Here is a 17,916-nt window from a genome sequence, read left to right as displayed (position 1 = left end):
TCTTGCTTTTGGGTAGTAGACGAGGCAACGAGTCCCCGTTGTCTCGATTTTTGCGATGGACTCGTTGCTTCGTCCGCTACGACCAACCGCTACAAAATGCTTCACAGCGTTAGGTGACAACGCTCTACTGCGACATTGAAATCTGTTTCAGCAACTGGTCACGCATCGTGATCACTTTTCGGTTGGCCTCGTTCATCGCGTCTGGCGGGATCACGATCCCACGCAACGTGGTCTCGGCCGTTTGTCGATTTTTTTGAACGGACCATTGGATTTGGCCGATTCGCAATCGTGCTTGATTCGACTGAGCCCCACCGTGAATCGCAACGAGGGTAAGTGGACGGATCGCTTCGATATACATCTTCTTGCTGGCCAATAGCTTGGCGTAGGCTGCCAATAGGGTGTCGGACAGGCCGCTGCTGAGTTTCAGTTGTTCCAGTCGCTGGAAGTGTTGTTGCGCGATGATTGCACTTGATGAATCAATTGCCTGTCTCAGCAAGTGTACCAGTCGGTTGAATTCAGGATGGTCCTGTGCATTGGGCTGCTCCGCCGCAGTCACGGTTTCTTTCGACTTCGCACGCAACTTCGAGAACAGTGGATTGACGCCGGTTTTCTTTTCAGGTTTGGGCTTGGCCGTCTCTGGTTTCGGGACGGCACGGCGGGATGCGACTGCGGTGTTCATGGCTACTGTTGTCGAACGAGTCCCAAGCGCTGCTGCGATAGGGTCTTCATGCTCGGACGTCTTGCGTGACTTCGCAAGACGCTGCTTATCGCTGCAAAACAAGTTGTACTGTTGCAGCCACGCGTTTCGCGAGATCACGTCCCAGCCTTCGCAATCAACCCAATCTTGACGCAACATCAATAGGCCTATCGGCAACCCTACCGCTACGCCGATCAAGTGCAACATTTCCGACGACATTGAAAATCCTCCCAATGCCAAAAATGCAATCTGCATCATCAGAAACGCCGACGCCAGGCTGATGATTCGCACTTCGAACGTCCCCATGCGAAAGCCGACGACCCAGAAGCAATCCATTTCGTTTTCGGGCGCCCACAACATTGCGATCACCAGCAATGAGAAAATGACGCCCGAGGCTCCGAGTGCACCACCTTCGCTGCCCAGGATGAACATGGGAAGTTGGACAATGATTCCGCCGACCAAGGCCATCAGCATGTACAAGGCTAGAAATGGCAGGTTCCCTATTTTGCCTTCGACGACTAATCCAAACGCCCACAGGAACAACATGTTCCCCAGCAGATGCATCAGGTCGGCGTGCATGAATGCGCAGCTAATCCACTGCAGCGGATTGATCGTGTCGAATTGCAGGATCAGCCACTCAATCGACTCGACCTCCATATTGCCCAAGGCAACCTGGAGCGTGGTGAGGCAAAAGATCACAATATTGGTCGCAACCAATCCGCCTGTCACGATCGGCAGGTGGTAGACCGGAGCATCAGTCGTATAAGGGGCGATAAGGATCATTGGCTAATGATTGCATGCGGTAGATCGGACGCAGAGCCTCCACAGGAGTACAAGTTAATTGGAGCATCCGGCGAAGTCGCGTTCCACTAATTCTGGGTCCTGCACGCCCCACAAAATCCAAAAAACGCGGGCTGGAATCCTTAAGTTCCGATGAATACGGGACTTATGGAATCCAAATCGATCTTGACCCACTGTGTCAACTCGATAGAATTCGTTGGTGAGGCAAGCTTGGTAAGGCAGGGGGACTCGGAGTTTCTTGCTGCTTGCGTTTTTCGCACACTTTAGCTCGGTAATGTGCTAGTGCGGGGAACGGGAAGTTTGCTAAACAAAGACTCGTGGTGAACGGTTGGGTGACTTGTGTATCGGATGCACAACGAATCATTAACTTACATTTGCTAGCAAGTGACATCATGATGGTCTGTCTTTGGACGAGACACGCTGTATTGGGCTGCATGTTGCAATACGCCGAGGTCATGTTCAAAGCTCCAGGATTCACAATGTAACGGCTCGTCATGCAGGGAGGATGGTTTCTGCCATGACCATTAAGACGGTCTTCACGACAGGCGAAGCGGCCAAGATTTGTAAGGTCAGCCAGCAAACGATTATCCGTTGTTTCGACAACGGTTCGTTAAAGGGGTTTCGTGTCCCCGGAAGTAAATTCCGACGCATTCCACGTGAACAACTTTTCATGTTCATGAAGGAAAACGGAATTCCCACCGACGCACTTGAAAGCGGCAAAAAGAAGCTGCTGATCGTGGACGACGATCAAGATTTGGTCGAACTGATCAGCGAAGGTTTCTCGCGTGACGGACGTTTCGATATCCGCACCGCCAACAACGGTTTCGATGCTGGAATGGGAGTGAAAGAGTTTCGCCCCGATCTGGTGATCTTGGACGTGATGTTGCCCGATATCAACGGCAAAGAAGTTTGCCAGCGTGTTCGCAGCGATCCCGCGATGGATATGGTCAAGATCCTGTGCATCTCGGGGATGGTCGAGCACAACAAGGTTGACGCCTTGAAAGCGGCCGGTGCAAACGATTTCATGCAAAAGCCGTTCGCGATCGATGATTTGATCAACCGTTCGTGCGACTTGCTCGAAATGGAACGTGGCGTGATCAACTAAGCGGTCACGCGAAAACGGAATTCGGCTTCGAGCCTGCAACGTAGGATAGGCTTCCAGCCTGTCAAAGTGGGATAGGTTTCCAGCCTGTCATCGTCGTAGCGAAACTCAACAGTACTTTCGTTGTCGTTACGAAGCGATCTGAATCCCACGCACGATTTTCCGTGACCCTGAAATTTTACGTTGACAAAGCACCATCTCTCGGTGACTGACCCAGGCGACTTGCCTGTGGAGGTGGTGCAAACTGAAACAAGTGCGACACGGATGGTCTTCTTAGCGTGATGTCCCCAATTCACTTGTTGCCTAGCCTGCGTTTTGAGTCCAATCGGTGGTGGTTGCCCCGTTCGCTCGTTGCTACCGAGTGTTTGACAGGGTTGCTGTTGCGCAGCAATGAAACGGATGCGTTCGCTTTGGGTGAGCACACCGAGCAGCGTAACCACGCCGGGCACGCCGTCGCTGACGACGCTTCGTCAACGCCGGATCCGATCACGCTCCAGCAAACAATCGAAGCATTACGGACCGATCCGCCGCTGTTGATCTTTGCCGCGGCGTCGTTCCCCGGTGATTCGACGTCGTTGACCGGTTTAGCAGCTTGGCTTGCCGAAAACGCAATCACGCTGTTTACCGATGGCGATGCGTTTTTGGGGGCGCCCGTGGTCACGTCGGCAACCCGATCACGCTGGAGCGAACTGGATGCGTATTTCAAAACGCTGCCGGTCGAACAGTGGCTTGCGGATGCGACGCTTTGGCTCGAGGCGACCGGCCCGAGTGTTGCTGTGTCATGGCGAGATCGATGGCCGAGTGTCAGCTTCACCGCCGCGGAGCTGAACGGTGCGTCTCCTTCGCCAACGCCCGAGATTGCGGCGACTGAGATCGCGGCGGTCGATTCGCTTCAGCAGCTCGCTCGGCAAATGCAACACACCCGCACACTCGAGCGATCTTTTGATCGTCGACTTCATACTCAAAAACTTGCTGCACTCAAGCAATTTGCTTACGGACTCAGTCACGAGATCAACAATCCGTTGGCCAATATCTCAACGCGAGCCCAGCATTTGAAGCAGGGCGAAACCGATCCGCAGCGGAGTGCGTCGCTGCAGAAAATCGTCGACCAAGTGTACCGGGCTCACGAGATGATTGCCGATTTGATGTTCTACGCGAATCCATCGCTACCGGAGACTTCGCGGTGTGATCTCAACTTGCTGGTGCGATCGGTTGCCGATGAATTTGTTGACGAGGCCGATTCGCTCTCCATCCGTTTAGAAACCGAGACTCCCGTCGGCGAGCTTTGGTTTGATCTTGATGAACCGATGTTCGGCGAGGCGCTGCGAGTATTGCTGCGCAATTCGATCGAAGCGATCGGATCCTCCGGCACGATTGTGATGTCGGTCGTCCCCGAGGCGACTCGCGTCTTGGTTCACGTCGCCGATAGCGGTCCTGGACTCTCGCGTGCGGCACGCGAGCATGCGTTTGATCCCTACTTTAGTGGTCGCGAAGCCGGCCGCGGACTTGGGCTAGGGCTGTGCCGAGCCTACCGAATCGCCAAGTTGCACAACGCCGACATCACGCTCGCCGGTGGGGCATCCGGCTGTGTCGCCACGATCGCGATTGGTAAGTCGCCCGCGTAGCTGGAAGCGTGTCGTAGCGGAAGCCGTCAAGACTTTCGTGAATCGCCGAACAGGTCGAATCTCACGCACGCGTTCCGCAACGTTCGTAATTGTTCCGAAGTTCCTAGCACGGTGGTTAAAAGAGAGGGTCCGGCTTAGAAAACCTCGTTATTCACAAGGCCGCCTAGCAATGACCACCCTAACCCGACGCGTCAGTTTTGAAGTTGCGTGTTTGTATTTCGGGGCAAAGCCCCGGACGTTTACCTAGCCCAGCCCAACGGGCTGGGACCAAGAAAACCAATCAATGGAAGGGCCTTTGGCCCGAAGAGCGTCTAAACGCGCAACTTCAAAACTTACGCGTCGGGTTATGATTTTCATAAGTCACGCCGCTACCCAAAGTAGATGGCATTGAATCGGCGTCCCCCCAAAACGGCAAATATGCGAGAGTCTAAAATCGCCGAAGACGCCAAAAATCATCGAAAACATAGCCCGGTAGTCGGCTGGCCAGCGATCTCCAATAATTCTCTTTCGCTTGAACACGTTTCCACTCCACGATTGATGCAGAAACCATGCTTGATTCCGCCTTGGAATTGGTTCGATTGCAAGAAAATGGCGATCTAACCGCAGTTGAGATTGCTGAAAAAGCGTTGGCGTCGGTCCGCGACACCCACGACTCGATCAACGCATTCACTCACGTTGCGGCGGAACAGGCGCTTGATGCTGCTCGCCGCGTCGATGCCAAACGCGCCGCCGGCGAGCCGCTGGGCATCTTGGCTGGCGTCCCCGTGGCGGTCAAAGACGTGCTCTGCACCGCCGATATGCCGACCACATGTTCCTCGCGAATGCTCAAAGACTTTCGCCCGCCCTACGATGCCACCGTCGTCAGCAAACTTCGTGAAGCCGATGCCGTGATCATCGGCAAAACGAACATGGACGAGTTTGCGATGGGGGCCAGCACGGAAACCAGCGCATTTGGGCTGACCCGAAACCCTTGGGATACCAATCGCACCCCAGGCGGCAGCAGCGGTGGCGCGGCCGCTTGTGTTGCGGCCGGCTCGGTACCGCTGAGTCTAGGGACCGATACCGGTGGTTCAATTCGGCAACCCGCCGCATTCTGTGGGATCACGGGAATGAAGCCGACTTATGGACGTGTCAGCCGTTATGGGTTGGTCGCGTTCGCCAGCAGCTTGGATCAAGTCGGCCCGATGGCTTGGTCGGTGCCCGATGTCGCACTTCTGTTGGAAGCGATCGCCGGATTTGAACCACGCGACTCGACTTCGCTGAATCAATTTGTTCCCAAGTATTCCGATGTGCTGCAGTCGTCCGATCTGCGTGGCTTGCGAATTGGTGTGCTCAGTGAGACTGCGGAAACCGCTGGAATCGATCCTGCGATCATGGACGCTGTGAACGAGGCGGCCAAAGTATTCCAGAGTCAAGGTGCCGAGATTGTCGAAGTCAATCTGCCACACAGCAAGTATTGGGTTCCCACCTACTACGTGATCGCTCCTTGTGAAGCTAGCAGTAACCTGTCGCGATACGATGGTGCTCATTACGGTCATCGCACCGATTCGATTGACATGCACAGCCCTGATGGGCCGCTGGTTTCGGCTTATTGTCGCAGTCGCGAAGAAGGCTTTGGTTCGGAAGTCAAACGCCGCATCATGGTCGGGACGTATGCGCTGAGCGAAGGTTACACCGACAAGTATTACAACCAAGCGTTGAAGGTCCGCCGCTTGATCAAAGGCGATTTCGACGCCGCGTTCTCGCAAGTCGATTTGCTGCTTGGCCCCGTCACACCATCGACCGCATTCCCGCTGGGCGACAAAATTGACGATCCGCTGCAAATGTACCTTTGCGATTTGTTCACCGTCGGTGCCAATCTAGCTGGGCTGCCCGCGATCTCATTGCCGGGCGGAAGCGATTCGGCGGGCTTGCCAATTGGCATTCAATTGCAAGCACCTACGCTCGAAGAGTCGCGTTTGCTGTTTGCAGCAAACGCATTTCAAACCGCCACGGATCATCACCAAAAACGTCCTTCCCACTGATTTCACGCTGTATTGCCTTTTATCAAGACACTGACTTGCGAGTCCGTAAACGGCTCGTGATCGCATCGTCACCCCCCATTCACTTGCGCCAATGTCCACTCATCAAGTCACCACCGTCATCGGGCTGGAAGTTCACGTTCAACTCAAGACAAAAACGAAACTGTTTTGTGGTTGCAGTACGGAATTTGGGGCGCCGCCGAACACGCAGGTCTGTCCGGTGTGTCTGGGACTTCCCGGCGCGCTTCCAGTGATCAACGAAGCGGCGATCGATTTGGCGATCCGCACCGGGTTGGCAATCAATTGTTCGATTCCTGAGATGACCAAGTGGGATCGCAAGCAATACTTCTATCCCGATTTGCCCAAGGGATATCAGATCAGCCAATTTGATTTGCCGATCTGTGCCGACGGTTGTCTCGAGATTGTCGATCCCGCCGACGACGAAAGCACCCGGCATATCGGCATCATTCGCGCGCATCTCGAAGAGGATGCGGGCAAGAGTATGCATGACGAAGTCGCGGGCAAAAGCGACACGCGAATTGACTTGAATCGCTGTGGCACGCCGCTGTTGGAAATCGTTAGCCAGCCCGATCTGCGATCGCCGGCAGAGGTCCGCGAGTATTTGACGCAATTGAAATTGATTCTGATGCATCTGGATGTTTCCGATTGCGAGATGCAAGAAGGCAGTCTTCGAGTCGATGCCAACGTGAACTTGCACATCGAAACCGATGGCAAAAAGATCGCCACGCCGATCGTCGAAGTCAAAAATATGAACAGTTTCCGCGCCGTCGAGCGGGCGCTGGAGTATGAGATCGAGCGACAGTACATCGATTGGGAAGCCGACGGATTGACGATCGATGATCGAGCCAAAACGACGCGGGGCTGGGACGATTCGAAAGAACGGACCTTCGTTCAGCGTGAAAAGGAAGAGTCGGCCGACTACCGTTACTTCCCCGATCCCGACTTGTTACCAATCCGTATCCCGGCCGAACGCATCGAACAGGCGCGGCTGACGCTCGGCGAATTGCCTCAAGCAACGATCAACCGATTGCAAGGCCAGTACGGATTAAAAACTTACGATGCCAACGTGATCGTCAATCAAGGCCCGGCAATGATCGCCTACTTTGAGCGAGCGACCGAGGTTTCCGGAGACGCCAAGCGATCGAGTTCTTGGATCCAGCAGGACGTGATGCGAACGCTGAAAGAGCAAGATACGACGATCGATGCGTTTGCGGTTTCCAGCGAGCAGCTTGGTGGATTGCTCAAGCGTGTTTCCGCAGGCGAGATCGACAACGCGCGTGCTCGTGATGTGTTCGCATACATGCTCGAGCACAACGTGACCGTCGAGGAAGCAATGAAGTCGCTGGGGATCGAAAAGGTCGATAGCAGCGAGTTGGATGCACTCTGCCAAGAACTGCTTGACGCGAATCCCCAAGTCGTAGCCGATGTGCAAGGCGGCAAGGTGCAAGCCATCGGAGCGCTGATCGGCCAAGCTAAAAAGAAGAACCCCAATGCCAATCCTGGCAAAGTCCGCGAGACGCTACTGCGGCTGATCCAGTCCTAGGCCAAGTCGCTGTCGTTAAGCAACTACCATCCACTTTGTCAGCGCCGCGGCCATCGCTGTGAAGCATTTCGTAGCGGAAGTCGTCAAGAGTTTCGGTGGGTTATGGGAACGGCCGAGGCTCGTGCCGCGCCGCTAGAAATTCGGCATTCCGTGGTAATTTAGTTCACGCAAGTTGTGTTTCGATTCTTAGTCGCGATAGCGACGGCAGACAGTAGCCCCGGACGTGAGTCCGGGGAACACTTCACCCGCCGGATCACAACATGATGTTGAGTGACTCACATTGGCGGTGCTTAGCTGGCGTCTCGTTCGAATCCAGGCTTCGTGGCTCGCAAAATTTCCAGGATGTCATGTCGCATTTGTGGCGTCAAATGAGCGTAATCCGCCGACGTGTCGCGTGCTTCGAGCACATCCAGCAATTGACGGATCACCTCGCGGCGCAGCTCCTCGCTCAGCGAATCAAACGCTTCCGAGTAGATCAGATAGCTGAGCGGGTATTTGAACATTCGTGTCTTGAGGTCGAACTGACGCAGCGAGCGTCCCTGGTCATCGCGGGGGCCGCGACTTTCGAACGCATGTGCAAACTCAAGCAACCCTTTGACTTCACTCGTCAATTTGGTCTCGTCGCAAAACAGCATCTCTTGGACAACCGGTTTAGCGATCATGTGTAACTGGGCTCGCCACTCGTTCTCAGATGCTACTGTCGGATCTTCGCCATCGCTTTCGTGTTGCAACTGACGCACCGAGAAATCCGCGCGGGTCATCGTGTTGTGCAATTGCGACTGATGCTCCAGCACCATGAGTGCGACGATGTCACTGTACGGCGATAAATAGTCGTACGTGTCAAAATCGTCTCGTAGATTCAATCGATTGCCGTTGTCGCGGGTGTCCAGTCGATCGCCTCGTAGCAGCGCATTGCCGCTATGCGTCATCTCGCCGTGGCGGCCCGTCACATACCAGCCGCCCCAACGCTGCGAGAATGGACTGCGATGCGAGGTGATGGATGATGCCGTTTGCGCATTGACCGATCCGTCGATACTGGGCAAAACGCTGCGGACGGTATGCCCCGGAACGCCTTGCGTCATCGACGTCACATGGCATCCCAAGCAGTCGTAAGAAGCTCTCTCGATCTTAGCACGCCATGGCATCATGTCGACGGTATAAAACGCCGCCCCCAGCTTCGGGTCGACCGTCGAAATTTCCATCAACGAGCTGCCGCGGACCCAGCCCACATAGGTGTCGTCGTTGAAGTAGATCGCCCGCGGATTGCGGGGCGAGATGTAACGCACCTGCAAACTGGTTTTGGAAAAGACCAGCGTCTGTGAGGATGCTGGTATTTCCAACGCATCCAGCATCGAAGCAAGATAGCCTTGCTCGCGAGTGTACTCCGGCTTGATCTCTTTTGACTTCAGCTTGGCGATCAACCGGCTGACCCGATTGTGATCCTCGGTTTTTGTGTATTCAAACGGAGGCTCTTCGATATCGAAGCTGAGGTTCAGTTGTGCAAACGCGATGTTGCTGCCATCTAATCCGCCAGACAAAACGAGCAATGTGGCAAAGACGGAGGCGAGTCTCAGATAGCAGGTAGGTTTCATTGCAGTGCGAACGCAAGGAGGGCGGGGCGTTTGTGTACCCGATGGTATAGAATGTGCCGCGCCGCGTCAATGTTGTGGGGGCGGGGCGGCTTAGGCTGGCCCGCTAAAACTTTGGGTTTGTCGTGACTTTTGGTTGCGCAATCGTTCTGTCACCTCTCCACCAACTTCGTCGGTAGAGAGGTGTCGGTCTTCGACCAGAAAACGGCGGCTTGATAGAATGAGCCGTCACGTCATTGCTCGTCTTCTGGAGTCTGTATGTCCGAATCATGGAAGATCATTGATGGCAAGATCGACTTGCCAAATTGAGTTCCATCCCAAAGCGATCCGTGAGATTTCGCGAATCTATCCAGTGGTTCGGAAAAGAAAGGACGAAATCACTAGTGCTTTCCGGTCTTCGCCTGATTCGTCAACGTTGTGTAGAAATGGAAACATCACAATGATCAAGGGATCTGAAACGATGGGCACAACGGTTGACGCATCAATGCAATGGGTCGAGAGTATTACAGTGCTAAGGCTGCCGAAGCAGGCTGACCAGCAACTGCAGGTCTTGATGGATCGCAACAACGAAGTGCTGCTGGGCGAACAGGAGCGAGCCGACTTAGCGTTGTATCTGCACGGAAACACGGCACGTCGTGATCGTTCGTGTTGGCGATCGTTGCAAAACTCGGAAAGCCATAAGCTTCCTCCGTCCGGCACGGCGCGTTCATGCGTCCCCATTTTCTAACCTTCCATTTTTTAACCTTTCTTCGTTTATTGGGTGCGAGGCATTTCTTTTACCCCCCCAAAAAAAGGTTGCAGCGTCCGTTTTTGTAATTGCGTTCTCGGTAGCGCAGGTCGAATTGAACAGGCCATCGCAGAGCAAACGGAGGCTCTGTCGATTCCCCTCTGTTCTCTCCGTTTGCTCCCGTTCGTTGATATCTTCTTGGCGGGAACACCGGGGCAGGCTTTTTGTTGGGGTTTCACAAGGGGGCCAAAATGAATGGCAATACCGAAGACCGCGCGGCACGAAGCGTTCCGGTAGAAACCCGCCTCAGGACGAACCAAGCCGTTTACGGCCGTTCTCGGCGGTGACATCATGTTTCGCGCCGTGCCGTTTGCCTCGATCTGCCGCGGCCGGATCGTGTTGATTGCGGCCGCTTCCGTACGTCGTCACGATCGAGACGCCGCATTCGAGCCTGAGCCATTTTCGTGCGGCATCTTGAACCGCCATCGTGCGAGCATGCACCAGGGCGGTTTCGCTGACCACTTCGCTCGGTTGGGTGGCGTCGTCATCGTCAGGCGAATGGTGGCGAGGCAGGCCGCGAACGTAGCCTTCGGCGTACGACGCACCGCTGCCACGCGAGTGGCCGCCGTATTGCAATTGGGCTGCCGTCGCAATCGTTAGTAACAACTCGCGAAACAGTGTGATGCAGTTCTGGACGTCCTCGACCGGTCCGTAAAACCAAAACAAAGTCCGGTTGCCTTTGACTCCGTAATACCAGCCTATCATCGGGAAGATTTCTGTGACCAAGTAGGCAGCTAACCATTTTTCCCAGGCACAGGCTCGGCGTCCGTTGACCGGGCACGCTCGACGGGTGAAGCAGACGCTTTCAACATTGTCATCGTCGCTGATGTCTTCACGCGACAGGTTGTGTCGCAGCATCAAGTTCTGCATCATTCGCAACGCATTGCGTTTCTCGCCTTCGGTGCTGGCGTGATTGTTCGCCGTGCTATCGAGTGCGCGAAGCCGGTGCAGGATCTTGTCGAACTCCTTTTGTGTCGTCACCTGCTCGGCGTTTTGTGATGATCCCGGAGCAGGGCAGGGTAGGGTGGTTTCACTCGCCGTCGCCGCACACGTCCAGTAACCCACGATTTGATAGTCGGGTTCTTCGCTGGGGTTCCACGTGTCATGGATCACGTGATCGATCACGGTACAGAAGTGGCCGTGACGTCGTCGTGTGGGCATTTCCAAATGAACCACGACGACCCCTTTGGGCAGCGAGTCGGCAAGGAACCGCAACCCGCGGCCCGATGTGTATTGCCAACGCAGCTGTTTTAAGTAAGCCTCGCTATGATGCGTGCAAACTCCATTGCGAGGGGTTTTATTGCTCACCTCACCGAGTTCGCGATAGACGTCGCGGTAACTTGTTCCCGTGGCGATCGCGATCGAACGAGTGACGCAGTCGCCGGTCAGTCCCACAAACCCGCTGGCTGCCCGTCCGCCGTCATTCCAGATAAATTCCATCACTCACCTAATCGAATCGCGTCTCAGGGCACCGGTTTTGATCGATCCGTCGCTACAGCACGCCTTTGGTGCTTGGGATCGCATCGCTTCGTGGGTCGCTTTCAGCCGCCATTCGGATTGCTCGTGCGGTCGCTTTGAAAACACACTCGGCGATGTGGTGCGAATTGCGGCCGTGGTGCAACACGACGTGTAGATTGCTGTGCGAATTCGCCGCGAACGATTGCCAGAAATGTTCCACCAATTCGCTGTCGAACGTGCCTATCTTGCTCGCAGCAATCGGTGCGTGGTATTCAAACGCGTAACGACCACCGAGATCCACCGCGGCAGTCACCAAGCATTCGTCCATCGGCAACGTAAAATGTCCATAGCGTCGGATGCCCGCTCGGTTGCCCAACGCTTCGTGCATCGCTTGGCCAAGTGCGATGCCAATATCTTCAGCGGTGTGATGGTCGTCGACGTGCAAGTCGCCCTTCGCCTTGACGTCTAAATCAATCAGTGCATGTTTGGCAAGCAGGTCGAGCATGTGATCAAGAAAACCGATGCCCGATGCGCGTGTGCCACCGCCATCCCCGTCCAGGTTCAGCGTCAATTGGATATTGGTTTCGCCCGTTTTGCGAGCGATCGTTGCGGTGCGTGTCATGCGTTCTTCTTCAAGTAGTTTTCGAGCATCATCAAGCAAGCGTCAATTTGTTCATCGGTTCCGACCGAGATACGAAGTCCGTCGCCCCATTCGGGAAATTTCATGAAGCGAACCAGGATTTGATTCTTCTTCAAAAATTCGTACATCCCTTGGTGATCACCGCTGGGGTGTTGGCACCAAACAAAGTTCGCTTGCGACGGCGTGACGTTGAACCCGAGCGTCGTCAATCGATCAGCAAGTCGTGATCGAGTTGCGTTCATCTTGGCGACCACGTCGGCCAACCATTCTTGGCAGCCCATTGCAGCAGTCGCTGCGGCGATCGAAATCATGTCACAGTTGTAACTGTCTTTGATCTTGGCAAGCTCGGCGATCACATGCGGTTGAGCGACCAGGAAACCAAACCGAATCCCAGCCAATCCGTAAGATTTGCTAAGCGTGCGGGTTACAAGGATGTTTTCGTGTTTTTGGACAAGGTCCAAGCAATTCGTTTCGGCAAAGTCGGCATACGCTTCATCAACGACCAACGGGCAGGTCATCGTTGAGGCGAGTTGCTCAATTTCCGCTGGCGGGACCACGGTGCCGCTGGGGCTGTTCGGGTTAGGCAAGAAAACCAAACGCACATCGTTTTCGGTTTTGCCAAAGGCGGCCGGCAATTTCCAGCCGTCTTCAAACGCAACCTGCTCCCAATCGGCACCTTGGATGTCCGCCAACGTGCGGTACAGGATGTAGCTGGGGTAGGGCAGTCGCAATCGTTGCCCTTCGCCGACGAAGCCGCGGACCAGCATCGTCAGGATCTCGTCGCTGCCGTTGCCCGCCAGGATCCATTCGGGACCAGGTAACCCAAGTGCGTTGGCGGCTGCGCGGCGGAATGCGGTCGCCACCGGGTCGGGGTAGCGATTGATTGCACCAGTGGCCGCATGCTGAATCGCCTCGACCACCTCCTTGGGCGGCGGGTAGGGGTTTTCGTTGGTGTTCAGTTTGACCGTTTTGCCCGGCGCAGGCTGTTCACCCGGCGTGTAGGGCTGCATTTTGGCAAGGGCAGGACGGAAGAACGATGACTCGGGCACTTCTTAATTCGTTTCAGCTAGAAGGTGGCTCGGGATGGTTAAATTCATTGTCGTTTTTCGCTCTGCGAAAAATTTGGAAGAATGTAGTGTTCGTTCCGCGAAAGACCACGGTATTTCGCGCTCGAACATGGCGTCTCTTCTCGGCGAATGAGACAGGAGCCTCAATCGCAGTGCGGTCTTAGGCAGGAGCCTGGGAACGAATTCGTACATTCGATCATTATCGCCGGATCGAGACGCTGCGAGCGTGAGCGGTCAGTCCTTCCTTCTCGGCAAGTCGCTCGACATCCGCGGCGATTTGTTTCAGTGCAGGTTCATCGAACTCGGTAATACTTCCGCTTCGCAGAAAACTGTTGCTCGACAAGCCGGCTGCCCAAGTGCAAGTCCCTCCGGTCGGCAACACATGGCTCGGCCCGGCTGCGTAGTCGCCCAGTGCCACCGGTGTGTGGTGGCCCAAAAAGGCCGCGCCGCTGTTGCGGATCTTGGCGATTTGGTCGCGTGGGTTTGCGGTTTCGATATGCAAATGCTCGGGAGCAAAGTCGTCGGTGAGTTCACACGCTTGCTGTTCATCACGAACCAGGATCAACGCCCCAAAGGCTTCGAGACTTTCCACTGTCAATTCGTTGCGTTCGAGCTGGACCACTTGCTTCGCCAACTCGTCGTGAACCGCGTCGATCAGCGTTTCGTCCCAAGTGATCAGGATCGCGGATCCCGGTGAGTGTTCAGCTTGCGCCAGGAGGTCGGCGGCGATGTAATCGGCTCGAGCGGTGCCATCGGCGATCACAATCACTTCGCTTGGACCGGCGAACGAATCGATGTCGACCGTTCCAAACACATGCTTCTTCGCCAGTGCGACAAACAGGTTGCCGGGACCGACGATCTTGTGAACCGGTTCAATGCAGTCGCATCCGTACGCCATCGCTGCGACCGCTTGCGCGCCGCCCATCCGATAAACTTCGGTGACACCTAGCTCGTGGCACGTCGCCAACATGTCGGCGTTGTACGCACCGAACTTGGTGGGTGGAGCGACCACGGCAATCTGTTTCACTCCTGCGACCTGGGCCGGAACGACCGTCATCAGCACGGTCGATGGGTAGGCGGCGGCACCACCGGGGACGCACACGCCGATTCGTTCGAGCGGCACATAACGCTGAGTCAAACGGACGCCCGCGCGAGGCTCGATGGTGGCATCTTGGTGCAGGATCGCCGACTGGAATTCGGTGATGTTGTCACGAATCCGGCGAATCGATTCGATCAATTTTGGATCCGCCGCGGCGTGAGCCTGCTCAAGTGCCTCGGCGGGGACGCGAAGCTCGGCGGCCGATAGTTCGGCATTGTCGAGTGCTTGGCAGTACCGCAGTAGCGCCGCGGTGCCCTCGGTTTGGACGTCATTGCAAATCGTCTGGACCACTTCCACGGGCGTCAACGGTTTGCCAAACACCTTTTCGGTCAGCGCCCGGCCTCGGGGGCTGACGACATCGCCTGCGGGACTGAGTTTTTGACGCAGCTGAAGCAAAATGTCCGCCGAGCCCTCGCGAGCATCCACTCGCTGGATCTGGAGCGTTGGGAGGTTTGAGCTAGATGGATTCGATACGGTCATGGTTTGCTTATTCGCAGGCTTCGTTCAGTTTCGTAGACAGGCGGAATGCGTAGACAGGCGGGCAAGCCTCTCCCAACGGTATCATAAGCCGATACAATGCGTTTTGTTTAGCCGCAGCCCCCTCGAATTATCCACAATGCGTCAAGAAATCGACCTACGTAGCGACACTTTGACCAAGCCCACGCCCGCGATGCGGAAAGCGATGGCCGAAGCCGAAGTCGGTGACGCGGTCATCGATATTGACCCCACTGTGGAGCGGCTGGAGCATTTAACCGCAGAAATCCTCGGAAAAGAAGCCGCCGCCTTTATGCCCAGCGGCTCGATGACCAACCAAGTTGCGGTGCGAGTTCATTGTGATCGCGGCAGCGAGTTTATTTGCGAGCAAGATTGCCACATTTATCAGTATGAACAGGGGGCGTTTGCCTCGCTGTCGGGTTTGGTGGCGAAAACGATCCCGGGGCAGGGCGGGGTGCTGAAAATTGAGCATTTGCGTGGTCAGGTCCGTGCCCATAACGACCACTTCGTTCATACGCGGCTGCTCTGTTTGGAGAACACTCACAATCGCGGCGGCGGCCGGATTTTGCCTCAGGCCGATGTTGTTGAGTCGTGCCAATGGGCGAAGTCCGAAGGATTGGCGACCCATCTCGATGGAGCCCGGCTGTGGAACGCTGCGGCCGCCACGGGAATTAGCGAAGCCGAGCTCGCCGCGCCGTTTGATTCCGTCAGCGTTTGTTTCAGCAAAGGACTCGGAGCCCCCGTCGGCTCGGCCTTGGTCGGCAGCCGCGATTTTATCGAACAAGCACGTCGGACGCGAAAACTGTTTGGTGGCGGGATGCGACAAGCCGGCATCATCGCCGCCGGTGCCTTGTACGCGATCGAAAACCATCGAGGCCGACTCGTTGAAGATCACGAGCACGCCAAACTGCTCGGTGACGTGTTCCAGTCGCACGAAGGGTTTTCGATTCGGGGAAATAGTATCGACACCAATATCGTTGCCGTCGAGATCGCCCCGAATCTTGGAAGTGCCGACGCATGGGTGGCGAAACTGGAAGAGCACGGAGTTCGTTGTTTTGCGATCAGTGACCAGGCGATTCGCTTTGTCACACATCTCGACATTCACTCGGATCACATCCGTCAAATGCGTAACATTTTCGCTCGTCTGGTTGATGCCAAGGCATGAGCGATGTCTGTCCGAAGCGGTCGACGTTGTGGGTGATTGCCGCAGTGATCTTTGTGATCGCTTGCGGTTTGCGACTTCCTGCGTCGGAGGAAAGTTTTTGGGTGGATGAATTGCACACGGCCTGGACCGTGAACGATTCGTTTGCTGCTGTGACGACGCGGTCGGCGTTTGGCCATCAACAACCGTTCTATTTCCAGTGGCTTTGGGGTTGGAAACAGCTTGTCGGCAACGGCGAGATCGCGATGCGGCTCAGCAGCGTAGCGGCCGTTGCGGTGGCATGCAGTTGCGTCTTTGTTGCGGTGGCGAAATTCCATCGTTCGCTCGTCGGCGGCGTTGCCGCCGGTTTGGTGTTGGCGGCCGAGTCGAACTCGATTTTTTTCGGCACCGAACTTCGGCCCTACGCCGCCGTGATCTTCGCCTCGGCGATCGCGTGCGGGTTCGCGTCTCGGTTGTGGAGCATGTCACCCGCCGACGGTCGACGTTCGCTGCAGTGGGTGGGGCTTGGTGTTGCCATCGGGGTGGCGGGATTGTGTCAAATTACTTCGCTCGGAGTTTTGGGGTGGTTGGTCGTCGCAGTGCTCGTGCGATGGGGATGCGCCGATTGGCACGCTACACTGCGTTTGTCGAAATGGGATCTGCCGTTCGCTGCTGTCTTGGCGGTGGTGGCGTTGTCGTTGGTGGCAAGTGGTGGGCTTGAAGTTTGGAACGAGCGAAAGATGTGGGCCAGTTTCGCGTCGGCGACTTTGCTAAACCAGGTCCTACACATTTGGCCCTGGATGTACCTCGTTGTCGTTCCCTTGTTGGTGTGGACAGCAGGGGTTTTGTGGCAGCGGTTTCGCGGCGTCCGGCAATCCCGCGAGGCCGTGTCGCTAATGTTGGCGTTTGTCGCGATTGTGGTTGTTAGTGCTCTTTGTTTTTGGGGCGTAGCCTATTTCGAGTTTGCCGCACTTTGGCATCGACGCTATTTGGTCGCATCGCTACCGCTGCTAGCATGGTTTTTTGGCGCCGCGATTGCTGAGGCATCGAAATCGTTTTCAATTGAACGCAATACCGCCGTTCAATCGGTCACAGCCGGGACACTGATGGTGCTGCTCATTGGATTGTTGATGCAGTCGCAGGGCACGGCCGCCAGGCTGAGTCGTGGTGAGTGGCTCGTGCATCGCGGTGAAAATTGGCGAGACGCAATGGCTCATGTCAATGATGTCGCGTCCAGCGGAGCGATCGTGTTTCTTGATCCTGGCTTGATCGAGCAGAGCATGCTCCGCGAGCCGCATCAGCGTTTTGAGCATGGCGAATACCTGCGATACGTTGTCGATGGCCCGTACCCAATTCGCGACGATTTGGTGGTTGAGATCGTCAGTAATCAGCCGCTGCACGGTATTTTAGCGATTGCCCCCGAAGTGGTGCTCTCGCGACGGCCCGCTCGAAAGTTGCAAAAACAGCTCGGGGCCGCATTCCAGGTCCACTCATTCGGAGGTGTTTCCGTCGCCATCGCAGAGCCGTAGGCCGGATCAAGGACGCAGGTTCACGCCGGAGCGGCGCAAGCGGTAGCCCTTTCGCATCCGCGTCGGCTGACGATGCACGTTTCAATCGCGTCCGCCGCTCCGGCATTCACACGTCATTTGTGTCCAAGTCAGCCTTGGTAAGCCAACGATAGGCTATGTCTAGAAGCGTTTCCTGTTGCTGTCGTCGCACGTCAAAAGGGCGTTATCCATCCGCGTGGTCGGAAAAGAAAGACTGCCGCGCGGCGGGCTATAGTGACATCGTTTCTCGCCGATGCAACCTGTAGTTTCCGCGTGTTGGTGG

At 55.8% G+C, this 17,916-nt stretch carries 13 protein-coding genes; 7 read left to right on the top strand and 6 right to left on the bottom strand.

Translation table 11 applies throughout. From position 1 onward, the window contains the following. Positions 1-124: 124 nt before the first annotated feature. The gene (locus tag ABD971_RS07305; protein ID WP_345320771.1) at positions 125-1,480 is read right to left on the bottom strand and encodes a rhomboid family intramembrane serine protease; all 1,356 of its coding nucleotides are present in this window, start codon (positions 1,478-1,480) and stop codon (positions 125-127) included. 535 nt (positions 1,481-2,015) lie between these two features. Here ABD971_RS07305 and ABD971_RS07300 point away from each other — a divergent pair. The 4 genes from ABD971_RS07300 to gatB all read left to right on the top strand — a co-directional run bounded on the left by ABD971_RS07300 (position 2,016) and on the right by gatB (position 7,810). After that, a complete protein-coding gene (locus ABD971_RS07300) occupies positions 2,016-2,603 on the top strand; it encodes a response regulator (protein ID WP_008700604.1) in 588 nt (195 codons plus the stop codon). Between the two features lie 278 nt (positions 2,604-2,881). Beyond that, entirely contained in the window at positions 2,882-4,225 is a 1,344-nt protein-coding gene (locus ABD971_RS07295) for a sensor histidine kinase (RefSeq protein ID WP_345320766.1), read from the top strand. Positions 4,226-4,773: 548 nt separating this feature from the next. After that, the gene (gatA, locus tag ABD971_RS07290) at positions 4,774-6,249 is read left to right on the top strand and encodes an Asp-tRNA(Asn)/Glu-tRNA(Gln) amidotransferase subunit GatA (protein WP_345320764.1); all 1,476 of its coding nucleotides are present in this window, start codon (positions 4,774-4,776) and stop codon (positions 6,247-6,249) included. Positions 6,250-6,340: 91 nt separating this feature from the next. Continuing rightward, positions 6,341-7,810 carry an Asp-tRNA(Asn)/Glu-tRNA(Gln) amidotransferase subunit GatB gene (gene gatB, locus ABD971_RS07285; RefSeq protein ID WP_345320762.1) on the top strand — a complete coding sequence of 490 codons (1,470 nt, stop codon included), beginning with the start codon at positions 6,341-6,343 and terminating at the stop codon, positions 7,808-7,810. A gap of 290 nt (positions 7,811-8,100) precedes the next feature. On the opposite strand, the gene ABD971_RS07280 is transcribed toward gatB, so the two are convergent. Beyond that, on the bottom strand, positions 8,101-9,402 hold the full coding sequence (locus ABD971_RS07280; protein WP_345320760.1) for a hypothetical protein: 1,302 nt from the start codon (positions 9,400-9,402) through the stop codon (positions 8,101-8,103). A gap of 436 nt (positions 9,403-9,838) precedes the next feature. On the opposite strand from ABD971_RS07280, the gene ABD971_RS07275 reads away from it, so the two are divergent. Further along, entirely contained in the window at positions 9,839-10,126 is a 288-nt protein-coding gene (locus ABD971_RS07275; RefSeq protein ID WP_345320759.1) for a hypothetical protein, read from the top strand. Between the two features lie 306 nt (positions 10,127-10,432). Here the strand turns inward: ABD971_RS07275 and ABD971_RS07270 are convergent, their stop codons facing one another. The 4 genes from ABD971_RS07270 to hisD all read right to left on the bottom strand — a co-directional run bounded on the left by ABD971_RS07270 (position 10,433) and on the right by hisD (position 14,930). Beyond that, positions 10,433-11,626 carry a DUF2786 domain-containing protein gene (locus tag ABD971_RS07270; protein WP_345320757.1) on the bottom strand — a complete coding sequence of 398 codons (1,194 nt, stop codon included), beginning with the start codon at positions 11,624-11,626 and terminating at the stop codon, positions 10,433-10,435. Positions 11,627-11,678: 52 nt separating this feature from the next. Beyond that, entirely contained in the window at positions 11,679-12,266 is a 588-nt protein-coding gene (gene hisB, locus ABD971_RS07265) for an imidazoleglycerol-phosphate dehydratase HisB (RefSeq protein WP_345320755.1), read from the bottom strand. Further along, on the bottom strand, positions 12,263-13,333 hold the full coding sequence (gene hisC, locus ABD971_RS07260) for a histidinol-phosphate transaminase (protein ID WP_345320753.1): 1,071 nt from the start codon (positions 13,331-13,333) through the stop codon (positions 12,263-12,265). Before hisC ends, hisB begins: the two co-directional genes overlap by 4 nt. Positions 13,334-13,550: 217 nt before the next feature. Next, a complete protein-coding gene (gene hisD, locus ABD971_RS07255; RefSeq protein ID WP_345320751.1) occupies positions 13,551-14,930 on the bottom strand; it encodes a histidinol dehydrogenase in 1,380 nt (459 codons plus the stop codon). Between the two features lie 136 nt (positions 14,931-15,066). Here hisD and ABD971_RS07250 point away from each other — a divergent pair, with 136 nt between their 5' ends. Both ABD971_RS07250 and ABD971_RS07245 read left to right on the top strand, forming a co-directional pair. Further along, positions 15,067-16,110, top strand: coding sequence for a threonine aldolase family protein (locus tag ABD971_RS07250; RefSeq protein WP_345320749.1), 1,044 nt, complete (start codon positions 15,067-15,069; stop codon positions 16,108-16,110). Next, positions 16,107-17,615 carry a hypothetical protein gene (locus ABD971_RS07245; RefSeq protein ID WP_345320747.1) on the top strand — a complete coding sequence of 503 codons (1,509 nt, stop codon included), beginning with the start codon at positions 16,107-16,109 and terminating at the stop codon, positions 17,613-17,615. Before ABD971_RS07250 ends, ABD971_RS07245 begins: the two co-directional genes overlap by 4 nt. The last annotated feature ends 301 nt before the right edge of the window (positions 17,616-17,916 follow it).

The sequence above is a fragment of the Novipirellula rosea genome (assembly GCF_039541335.1).
Taxonomy (GTDB): domain Bacteria; phylum Planctomycetota; class Planctomycetia; order Pirellulales; family Pirellulaceae; genus Novipirellula; species Novipirellula rosea.
The sequence above is the reverse complement of the archived record's forward strand: the minus strand, read 5'-3'. Positions and strand labels throughout refer to the sequence as shown.